8 protein-coding genes are annotated in these 9,989 nt (G+C 41.6%); all 8 read right to left on the bottom strand.

What is annotated here, in order from left to right; all coding sequences use genetic code 11:
• A complete protein-coding gene (locus W7W_RS0112730; RefSeq protein WP_010664119.1) occupies positions 1-480 on the bottom strand; it encodes a hypothetical protein in 480 nt (159 codons plus the stop codon).
• A 95-nt stretch (positions 481-575) separates the two neighbouring features.
• Positions 576-1,514 (bottom strand): hypothetical protein, encoded by a 939-nt coding sequence (locus W7W_RS0112735; protein WP_010664120.1) that lies wholly within the window; start codon positions 1,512-1,514, stop codon positions 576-578.
• 175 nt (positions 1,515-1,689) lie between these two features.
• Positions 1,690-2,676, bottom strand: coding sequence for a dihydroorotate dehydrogenase-like protein (locus tag W7W_RS0112740; RefSeq protein ID WP_010664121.1), 987 nt, complete (start codon positions 2,674-2,676; stop codon positions 1,690-1,692).
• Between the two features lie 86 nt (positions 2,677-2,762).
• Positions 2,763-3,437 (bottom strand): YggS family pyridoxal phosphate-dependent enzyme, encoded by a 675-nt coding sequence (locus W7W_RS0112745; RefSeq protein WP_010664122.1) that lies wholly within the window; start codon positions 3,435-3,437, stop codon positions 2,763-2,765.
• 464 nt (positions 3,438-3,901) lie between these two features.
• Positions 3,902-5,152 carry a DUF1015 domain-containing protein gene (locus W7W_RS0112755; RefSeq protein WP_010664123.1) on the bottom strand — a complete coding sequence of 417 codons (1,251 nt, stop codon included), beginning with the start codon at positions 5,150-5,152 and terminating at the stop codon, positions 3,902-3,904.
• Positions 5,153-6,444: 1,292 nt separating this feature from the next.
• A complete protein-coding gene (locus tag W7W_RS0112765; protein ID WP_010664124.1) occupies positions 6,445-7,368 on the bottom strand; it encodes an NAD(P)-dependent oxidoreductase in 924 nt (307 codons plus the stop codon).
• 59 nt (positions 7,369-7,427) lie between these two features.
• Positions 7,428-8,495 carry a 3-phosphoserine/phosphohydroxythreonine transaminase gene (gene serC, locus W7W_RS0112770; protein WP_010664125.1) on the bottom strand — a complete coding sequence of 356 codons (1,068 nt, stop codon included), beginning with the start codon at positions 8,493-8,495 and terminating at the stop codon, positions 7,428-7,430.
• 234 nt (positions 8,496-8,729) lie between these two features.
• Positions 8,730-9,818, bottom strand: a complete 1,089-nt coding sequence (gene gcvT / locus W7W_RS0112775) for a glycine cleavage system aminomethyltransferase GcvT (protein ID WP_010664126.1) — start codon at positions 9,816-9,818, stop codon at positions 8,730-8,732.
• Between the last annotated feature and the right edge of the window lie 171 nt (positions 9,819-9,989).

The following is a 9,989-nucleotide window of genomic DNA, read 5'->3' on the forward strand; positions in this document are numbered from 1 at the left end:
TTAATCCAGTTCAAGGCCAAAAAGAATGGCAACACACCCACCTGTGTCAATTTCTGGATTCTCATCATCAGGAACCGATACTTCAACCTCTATGGTACGGGTTGTTTGTACATCAAAATCCCAACTGCTCGCAAATTCAACCTGAGAATTATCGAAAAGAAGGCCGGAATTGGCATCCAACACCCTGAAGTGCAACTTCGGCAGTTCCGGGACACCTTTCACCAACAATCTGTATTTCTGCCCTTTGAAAACAGTCTTTCTGAGAACAATGGTTTCTCCTTCACCAAGAATTGTAGCATTATAGTTACCATCATGAAGAAAAGGAGATAATTCAGGCTTAACCACAGCTTTTGCAAAACCGGAGCACTGAGCCACGGTATTTACCGACACGAAAAAAACAGTCAGAAAAGCAACGCTGATAATAACCAGCGGGCGGACAACTTTCTTGATGAGATATTTCTTACAATTCTCTTTCAACATCCGTATTACAGTGGTTAGTATTTTCTGATTGGCAACGGATGAAACAAAACCGCAGCCACCAGGAAAAAAATTTCAATCATGACAATAACGAAACATCAGGAAATAAAATTGTTGCGAAGCTCCGCAATTTTTTCACACAGCAGAATATAATCATCCGGGGATATCTCAATCTCACTTTTCGCCCTGATGGTTGTGGTCCTGTTCAAAGTGTCGGTAACAGCTTCCACCTCCGAAGTATTTACAATCGTCACCTTATCAAAAATATCTGCCAATTCCTGCATATCTGCCAATAACCGGTCAATATCAGGATTCTCATTTCTATAGGTTTCCATCATATTCTGAAGCGTTACCAATGAGAGTTTCTGATAAAGAATACGCTCCACCAGGTTTTTATTATTCTGAAGGCTCCCCTGAGTCAGCGATGTGGCAAGATATAATCCCTCAATCCAACCACCGGCCAAAACAATCACCGAAACAGCCGCACGGTCGTTTTCGGAGAGATAGGCATTAGAATTCATATAGGTTTCGGAGATGATGTTCATAACCACCTCCCGGTTATTCATATTCTCCTCCAACTGACGAATGGTTTGTTCATCAATCGCCCCCAGTATCCCAAGTTTATCAGCCAGATTTCGTGCATTTCCCATATACTCTATGGTAGTTTGCGACTGATCAAACAAACTGGCATAACTAAGATCGGCACTGTAAATACCAAGATTCAGTGCCATTTTAAAATTGGTGTTGTATTTGGCAATATTGTCCAGTGGATTAAGAATGTCAGGATCGAATCCAGCCCCGGCACGTTTGATTAACATCGCTGTTTCCAGAGGAGATGGCAGGGAATAAAAAATAAGTTTTGACTTATTCAAATCTTCCACAAGCTGCTCATTCATCGGTACAGATTCAATGATATCCTTCTCTGAATTCTCAGAATCTTTCTTAGCACCTGAATTGCAGGCAAAAAATGTTAATATAAAACCACCAAAGGCTACTAAACGAATCGTTAAAGAAGCTTTATATAAAACTCTTGTCATAGATACAACAAATTGAAGCGACCAGAATCAATGACCACTGTTTTTATAATTACACAATTTATTACTTTTCCTTACGACAATCAAAAAAACAATTGATATTTTTGACCGACGTCATAATCAGAAAGATGTGCGCTCCTTTTTCCCGGATAGTAACCCACTTAACCGGTAATAATAACTATTCAAATTTGGAGAAATATTTCATAAACTGCGCTCTTTCATAAAGCGCAGGATTTTTCATATTCCTGTAGTTCATTTTCCCCTGGAAGTCCTTAATAAACGAGAAATTATGCTCCTGCATCCAGCTTTCGATAAACTCCACCATGCGGGTAATCACCTCAGGTCCGTTTTTGTAAACAGCTGAACAAACCTGCGCAACTGAAGCACCGGCCAGTAATTGTTTTACAACGGCTGTTCCGTCGTGAATTCCGGTGGATGCCGCTATATCAGTTTTTTTAATCTTTGAACTGACGATGGCAACCCAACGCAAAGACTGACGAATATCTGAAGGATTGCTGAACACTTCTGCAGAAGTCAGGCTCAAGGTATGGATATCAATATCAGGCTCATAAAAACGGTTAAACAAAACCACTCCCTTGGCTCCAGAAACAGAAAGACGGTCAACAACGTGCACCAAATCTGAGAAATAAGGTCCCAGTTTCATGGATACAGGAATGGAAACCACCTCACTAACCGTTTCTGCTATTTGAAAATAGATACTCTCATAGCTCCCCGGTTCACTATTTTTATCAGTATTTACTCTGAAAACATTCAATTCCAGTGCATCGGCACCTGCATTTTCTATTTCCTGGGCAAAATTGACCCACTCATCGGCCGAAAAACAGTTAATACTGGCAATAATCGGGATATTCACTGCAGCCTTGGCCTCTTCAATCAATGTCAAATAGGCAGAAACAGAATTTTCACGTGTGTATTCCCGCACATAATCCATGGCCTCAGGATAGTCAAATCCATGCCCACCTCTTACCTCATTGTTGACTTCGTGATTGATCTGCTCTTCAAAAAGCGATTTTAAAACAACCGCCCCTGCTCCGGCAGCTTCCAGTTTTTTAATTTGTTCAACGCTATTGGTCAGTCCTGAACTACTGACAACAACCGGATTTTTCAATTTTAACCCCAGGTAAGTAGTCTCTAAATTTGCCATGTTCTTATAATGATTTATGCGTTTTCTTTCGTATTTGATTAACAAATATAATCAAAACCGTAAAAGTCCCAACCGTTTTGCAGCGATTACAAGTAATTGCGCTCTCCAAAAATAGAACTTCCAATGCGAACCATATTGCTGCCTTCAGCAACTGCAATGTCATAATCCCCTGACATGCCCATACTTAAAAAAGAAAACTCTTTTCTATCCTTAAAATATTTCTTCTTAACCCTGTCAAAACTGTTTTTTAAAGTACGGAACTCTCCTGCAATCTTTTCTTTATCATCAGTAAAAGTTGCCATTCCCATCAGCCCTCGAATCTCGACATTGCCAAATTTTTGGTAATCCTCACTTTCCAGAAGCTGAAACAATTCATCTTCATCCAGACCAAATTTTGTCTCCTCACTGGCGATGTGCATCTGCAACAAACAGGGAATCACCCGTTCACTTTTAGCACCTTCTTTATTGACAGCCCGAAGAAGACGGAGACTATCCACCCCATGAATCAATGAAACAAACGGGGCGATGTATTTCACCTTATTGCGCTGCAGGTGACCAATCATATGCCATTCAATATCTTTCGGAAGGCTCTCCTGCTTATCCACCAGCTCCTGCACCTTATTTTCACCAAAAATGCGTTGCCCGGCTTCATAAGCCTCTATGATCATCTCGTTGGGCTTGGTCTTTGATACTGCCACAAGCGTTACTCCTGACGGCAGCTGCTCCTTTATTTTTTGAATACTCTGACTAACTGATGACATAAATCCTTTTGCTTTTTTTCACTAAAAATCCCGGTCGGAATAATATGGCAAGTTACCAAGAATTCTGCACCGGGAAAAATAATATTATTTTAACCTGTTTTATTCATGAATAAAACCGTCCTCCAATAAGCGAGGCTTTCTTCTTTTAAAAGAATTCACAATGTTGTTGTGTTTTTAAAAGGCCGAAGATCCTTAAGTCCTTAAGGAAATTGTAATAAATAGTGCTTGCCCGAAAAGTCCAGTTTCTGCGTTACGCCCTTTCTGAAACCAGTTATTTACGAAAGTAAACGCCTTGATTTTCAAAAAGGACAAGCCTTGAACTTTAACTGTTCGCATCAAGCACTCAGAAAAAACTTAATTTTCTTGCTGGCACTAAATAATTCCCCCTCTCATAAACCCGGGCAATTGCTCTCAGGCTTTCAGCCTGTTTACTCATTCCCTGCCTTATGTAAAAGGTTACAGAATCAAAGTTCATGAATCACCAGTCCCGACCTTAGTTTGGGTTCAAACCAGGTGGTTTTTGGCGGCATAATATTTCCGGTATCGGCAATATCTATCAACTGCTGCATGGAAACAGGATAAAGGGCAAAAGCCACTTCCATGTCGCCTGAATCCACCCGTCGCTTCAACTCTCCGAGACCACGAATGCCACCAATAAAATCTATTCGCTTTGACGTTCGCAAATCTTTTATGTCCAACAATTTGTCGAGCACCTCGTTGGATAAGATGGTTACATCCAAAACGCCTATAGGGTCCTGATCATTATAGGTTTTTGACTTTGCCTGAAGACTGTACCACCTCCCGTCCAGATACATTCCAAACTCATGCAGTTTGGTGGGTTTAAAGGTTTCAGTCCCCTCCTCACGGACTTCAAAGGATGCAGTAAGCTTTTTCAGAAAATCCTCTTTCGAAAGACCATTAAGATCTTTCACCACCCGGTTGTAATCAATAATCTCCAGCTGATTGTCAGGAAAATGAACTGCCATAAAATAGTTGTACTCCTCATTTCCGGTGTGATTTGGGTTGGAAGCTTTACGTTCAAGTCCAACTCTGGCAGCCGCTGCAGTACGGTGATGTCCGTCAGCAACATACGTACAGGGGACCTTTTCATCAAACAACCTCTCCAGCTCTTTATTGGTTTCTGCATCCTTTACCACCCAAAAATGATGACCAAAGCCATCATCTTCTGCAATAAAATCATATTCAGGGTTCTGATTTTCCACGATGTCTTGCACGATGGCATCTATTTCCGGCACAGCTTTATAACTGAAAAAAACAGGCTCCAGATTGGCATTGTTTGTCCGGATATGTACCATACGGTCTTCCTCTTTATCAGGACGGGTAAGTTCGTGTTTTTTAATAATTCCGTTTTCATAATCGGAACAGGCAGCAGATCCGACAATACCATACTGGGTACGCCCGTTCATGGTTTGGGCATAAATATAAAAACGGGAATCAGACTCCGGAATCAGCCACCCCTGTTTTTTGAAATTTTGAAAATTCCCGGCCGATCTGCTGTAAACCTCATCTGAATGCACATCCACATCCTGCTCACAATCAATCTCTGCTCTGGTAATATGCAACAATGAGTAATCTTTTCCTTCGGCCATTTTTGCGGCTTCCTGCGAATTCATGACATCGTAGGGCAGACATGAAAGTCCCGCCGCAATTTCTTTGGGAGGACGAAGTCCCTTAAAAGGTTTTACTATTGCCATATTTTATAAGTTAATTTATAAAGTTTTTTTGGTCTGTAATATCGTAATTAGCATCCTGTGACAAACAGCCAGATGCATGATTTACAGGGGCTGACATCATCGTTGGAAGCCAACAAACAGGATGCATACATCAAACTTAAAGGTGGTTAAAATTTTTGTGATATAAAAATACTTTAGTTAGTGTCTGTCCATAAAATACCACTAGCTGCGTTACGCTTGCCGCCAAAATACTCATTTACTCAAGTAAACTCCGTTTTTGGCGGCTTCGCAAGCCTTGCAACTGGCACTTTCTGACCAGACACACGACTTTTTACAAATTTTCCCGACTTTATAGACGGACACTAGTTAGTCCTTGCCCGAAAAGTCCAATTTCTGCGTTACGCCCTTTCTGAAAACAGTTATTTACGAAAGGAAACGCCTTGATTTTCAAAAAGGACAAGCCTTGAACTTGAACTTTTCGAATCAAGCACTCATAAAAAGCTTAGGTTTATTTCCCGTAGTAGTTAGGTAAAAGTAAAATAATCGGAAGGCAGAAAAAAGGAGTCTCTTAGCGGTTAGCTCCTGACTCTTAGGATAAATAAATGAAGGATGAGAATGGCTTCATGCCATTCATGGTAAACCAGCTCCGGCGGGGCGACAGTTTGGTAGCAATGACGTTGCAATGAATGGAAAAGCCCCGGCAGGGGTGACACTTCGAAATAAGAAGTTTATGAATGGAATTTGGTTATTAGTGGATACATGTAATCGTAAAGCCGAAGAAAAGATGGCAACTTCTCAATGTGACATGTCTCCACCAGAGCATGGCCTGATTCTGTAAGAACCACATAAATACAACAAAGCCCGGAAATATCACAAAAAATATTTTCGGGCTTGTAATATAAATATTATTACGGGGAGCCTATTTAGAGTTTGTCAATAAAGTACTATTTTCGTCGTTACACCAACCTGCCAAAATACTCATTTACCCAAGTAAACTCCGCTTTTGGCGGCTACGCAAGCCTTGCAACTGGCACTTTCTGAACAGACACAGCTCCAGCCAGAAACCTTCCTGACTTTATAGACGGGCACTACTTAGTATGATAGACAGGCTCGATTTAGTGTCTGTCAATAAACCAAGCGTTTTTCACGTGTTTGAAATAGAAAGTTCAAATTCAAGGCGTGTGAAAAATCTAAACCGCAGTCCCGAAGTAGCTTTTGTAAGGTTTTTTAAACAAAAAACCAACAAAAAGCACAATCGGGATGAGGATTTAGATTTTGAGCAACAAAGCAGAAGTTGGACTTTATAGACAAAACTATTTATTCACACGGAAAGTTTCGTCTCCATCCTTCAGGAATTTAACAATCTGATTGGCGGCGGCCACCCCTGCATTGATGTTAGCCTCCGAAGTCTGGGCTCCCATTTTCTTAGGAGTGAAAAAGAATCGTCCTGGAAATTTCTCTTCAAAAACAGCCGCATTATCGGGAGCAATATCAGAAAGGTAAGCAAAATCGGCTCGTTTTTCCATGAGTGCCACCACGCTTTCCTCATCAATCACCTCTTTACGCGCAGTATTTATCAGCACAGCGCCTTCTGGCATTTTGCCTAGCAATTCCGCATTGATAGACTTTTTAGTTTTATCGTTGGCCGGAATATGCAATGACACATACTGACAAGTACTGTACAACTCTTCCACCGATGCAACCGGAGTGATACCGTCGGCTTTAATTTTTGCATCGTCCACAAAGGGGTCAAAAGCATACACATCCATACCGAACCCTTTGGCTATTTTGGCCACATAAATACCTACATTTCCATAGGCATGAATTCCAATTTTCTTTCCACGAAGCTCTGTTCCGGCCGCTCCGTTGAAATGATTACGGGCCTGAAAAACCATCATTCCAAATGCCAGTTCAGCCACAGCATTGGAATTCTGTCCGGGAGTATTCATCGCCACAATATTCCGGGCAGAACAAGCCTCCAGATCCAGGTTGTCGTATCCCGCTCCGGCACGCACAACAATCTGCAATTCCTTTGCAGCACCAATGACATCAGCGGTTACTTTATCCGAACGAACAATCAACGCGTTGGCACCTTCCACCGCAGCATTAAGCTCATCTGCTGAAGAATATTTCTCGAGCAAAGACATTGAAAATCCTGCAGCTTCAACAATCTCTTTTATCTGAGCTACGGCAGCAGGAGCAAAAGGCTTTTCTGTTGCAACCAGTATTTTCTTCATAATTATCAAAGTTTTAAACAAACAAAGGGCCTTCAAAGGCCCCTTGCTGTGGGTTGATGTTAGTGTTTCTTTTCAAATTCCTGCATTGTTTCCACAAGGGCCTTGACACTTTCATAGGGCAGAGCATTGTAAGTTGATGCCCGGAAACCGCCCACACTGCGGTGACCTTTAATTCCAATCATTCCGCGCTCTGTGGCAAAGTCCAGAAACTCTTTTTCCAGCTCTGCAAATTCATCATTCATCACAAAACAGATATTCATCAATGAGCGATCTTCCTGTGCCGCAGTACCCTTAAACAACTTGTTGCGATCAATCTCATCATACAACAGTGCTGCTTTCTCCTCATTTTTCTTCTGCATAGCAGGTATTCCACCCTGCTCCTTAAGCCACTTTAATGTCTGCAATGCGGCAAAAACCGGAAGCACCGGAGGCGTGTTAAACATGGAACCTTTATCAATGTGTGTTCTGTAGTCCAGCATAGTTGGAATATCACGCCCTGTTTTTCCGAGAATATCTTTCTTCACGATAACGAAAGCAACACCTGCAGGCGCCAGATTCTTCTGGGCACCACCATAAATAAGGGCGTATTTGGAAACATCAATCGGGCGCGAAAAAATATCAGATGACATATCGGCCACCAGAGGAATATTCACATCCAGATCTTCTTTGATTTCGGTACCATAAATTGTATTGTTGGTGGTGATGTGAAAGTAATCTGCATCCGAAGGCAACTCATAGCCCTTAGGAATATAATTGTAATTGGCTTCTTTTGATGAAGCAACTTCCACAACATCCCCAAAAAACTTAGCCTCTTTCAACGCTTTAGCAGCCCAAGCTCCGGTATTCAAATAAGCAGCTTTTTTCTTCATCAGGTTGTATGGTACCATGCAAAACTGAGTACTTGCTCCACCACCAAGAAAAAGCACTTCATAATCATCAGGAATATTGAGCAGCTCTTTAAAAAGTGCCTGTGCCTCATCCATAACGGCAACAAACTCTTTTCCGCGGTGCGAAACCTCCATCACAGACAGGCCGGTACCTGCAAAATTCAAAACAGCGTCGGCTGTATTCTTAATGGTAGAATCAGGCAAAATGGATGGCCCTGCATAAAAGTTGTGTTTCTTCATCACCAATTCGTTTTTTTAATGAGAATATACAATAATGTTAGGTTTCAAAAATCAATTGCAAGAGAATTGCTTGCAATAACTATAAATGATAAGTCAGACTTGTTGGTTTTGTAAGATATTGAAACAAGAGATGATTTTTATCACGGTTCAAAGTTAGTGATTTATGATTTTTTATTCATCTGTTTATCATTTTTTTTTGCGGATTAACCGTAAGGTCGTAAAAATGACATTTTGTTACAATTTCACAAAGGGAGGTTTAGCCACCTTTGCTTTGAGATCTTTATTCCTGATTCTTATAAATATTTCGGTTTCCGGTTTCCAAAAACCTTTCTTCAGATACCCCATTCCAATTCCTTGTTTCAGCATAGGAGACATAGTACCTGATGTAACCGTCCCAATATTGTTCCCGTCAGCATCCACAATTTCATATCCCTGCCGGGGAATTCCACGCTCCAGAAGCACAAACCCCTTGAGCCTTTTCTCCACACCTTCCTCCTTTTGCTTTTCAAACAGTTTGCGGGAAATAAAATCATTGCCATCCACCAGTTTGGTAATCCACCCCAGGCCGGCTTCCACAGGAGAGGTTGCATCGTCCAGATCATTTCCATAAAGTGCCAGTCCTGCTTCCAGACGCAAAGTATCTCTGGCTCCCAGTCCGGCGGGCAATAAACCGAATTCAGCTCCTGCATCCATCACCGTATTCCAAAGCACCGGGGCATTCTCATTATAAACATAAAGTTCAAATCCTCCCGATCCGGTATATCCGGTATTAGAAACAATCACATTTTCAACCATTCCAATCTCCCCTACCTTAAAGGAATAATAAGGAATGGAAGACAAATCCATGGTCGTGATTTTCTGAAGAATCGAAGCTGCCTTCGGCCCCTGCACTGCAATCAGTGAAATTTTATCGCTGGCATTTTCGAGCTCAGCACCAAAAGAATTATTTTCATTGATCCATTGCCAGTCCTTTTCCATATTAGAGGCATTAACCACCAACATATACTTTTCGGCTTCGTAATGGTAAACAATCAGATCGTCCACAATTCCGCCCTGCTTGTTGGGAAGACAAGAATACTGTGCTTTACCAACTGCAAGAGCAGAAACATCATTGCTCGTAACGTACTGAATAAGTTTTTGGGCATTGGGCCCTTTTACCCAAAACTCCCCCATATGTGAGACATCAAAAATTCCGGCAGCTTCTCTGACGGCCATGTGCTCCTTATTGATTCCGGAATACTCAACCGGCATATCAAAACCGGCAAAAGGTACCATTTTCGCTCCCAGTGCCCGGTGAATATCGTTTAATACAGTCTTTTGCATAATATAAATAGATTATTGTGGATTATTCAGTCCTCCCAAAAGCGAGGCTTTTTCCTTTTAAAAACATACATATTGCCGCTTTGACAAGATGAGTCCGTATTTTTAAAAGGCCGAAGGTCTTTAAGCAATAGCCTGGGGCAACGCCCCAGGGAAATTGTAACACCCCCCCCC

This window comes from Marinilabilia salmonicolor JCM 21150 (assembly GCF_000259075.1).
Taxonomy (GTDB): Bacteria; Bacteroidota; Bacteroidia; order Bacteroidales; family Marinilabiliaceae; genus Marinilabilia; species Marinilabilia salmonicolor.